This is a genomic window from Vibrio sp. YT-19(2023) (assembly GCF_033337395.1).
The window spans coordinates 1-528 of record NZ_JAWOQN010001088.1 but is presented as its reverse complement, the minus strand read 5'-3'; the positions used below and the strand labels follow the sequence as shown (position 1 = coordinate 528).

The window sequence follows — 528 nt, the reverse complement described above, 5'->3', positions numbered from 1 at the left end:
ACTCCGATGCCTTTGTTACTCGCTGGGTTAAGAAACTCTAGGAAGAATGGGGCACTTTGAACAACTGTAAACTCTTCACGCATTTCAGAAGGAAGTGCAGCGATGACCTCAGTTAGTATACTTGGCTCGGCAACCATCATTGCTTTGATGATTGGATGATCATCTTCTAACGATTCAAAATTCATCTCTGTCACATCTAAGCCATTAATGTTGGCTTCGATGTCAGTGTATGGGTTGTTCTCATTCGTGATCAGGCCGTGCACTTGGCTAAATGCGTGCACATAAGCGCCTAGTTCTTTCGCTTTACGAGCGACTAATTTAGCAGCCTTACCATCAATGATTTGCTGGTGGATAATTTCGTTTGTACCTACGTTTTTAACCATAGAACCATTGTAGAAAAGGACAAAATCTTTATCGGAATGAATATTCAGCTCATCCAATTTTGCCTGCATGCCTTCAAGTGGGCGGCCAGAAGCCAAAACGACAGTAACGCCAGCTTCTCGAGCTTTTGCGATCGCTTGTTTGTTT

Annotated in this window: 1 protein-coding gene; it reads right to left on the bottom strand. The window is 43.2% G+C overall.

Features of this window, described 5'->3' with window-relative positions; genetic code table 11:
* Window positions 1-528 (bottom strand): HAD hydrolase family protein (locus R7E78_RS30205; protein WP_318059154.1); only part of this gene is annotated, 528 nt, incomplete at both ends.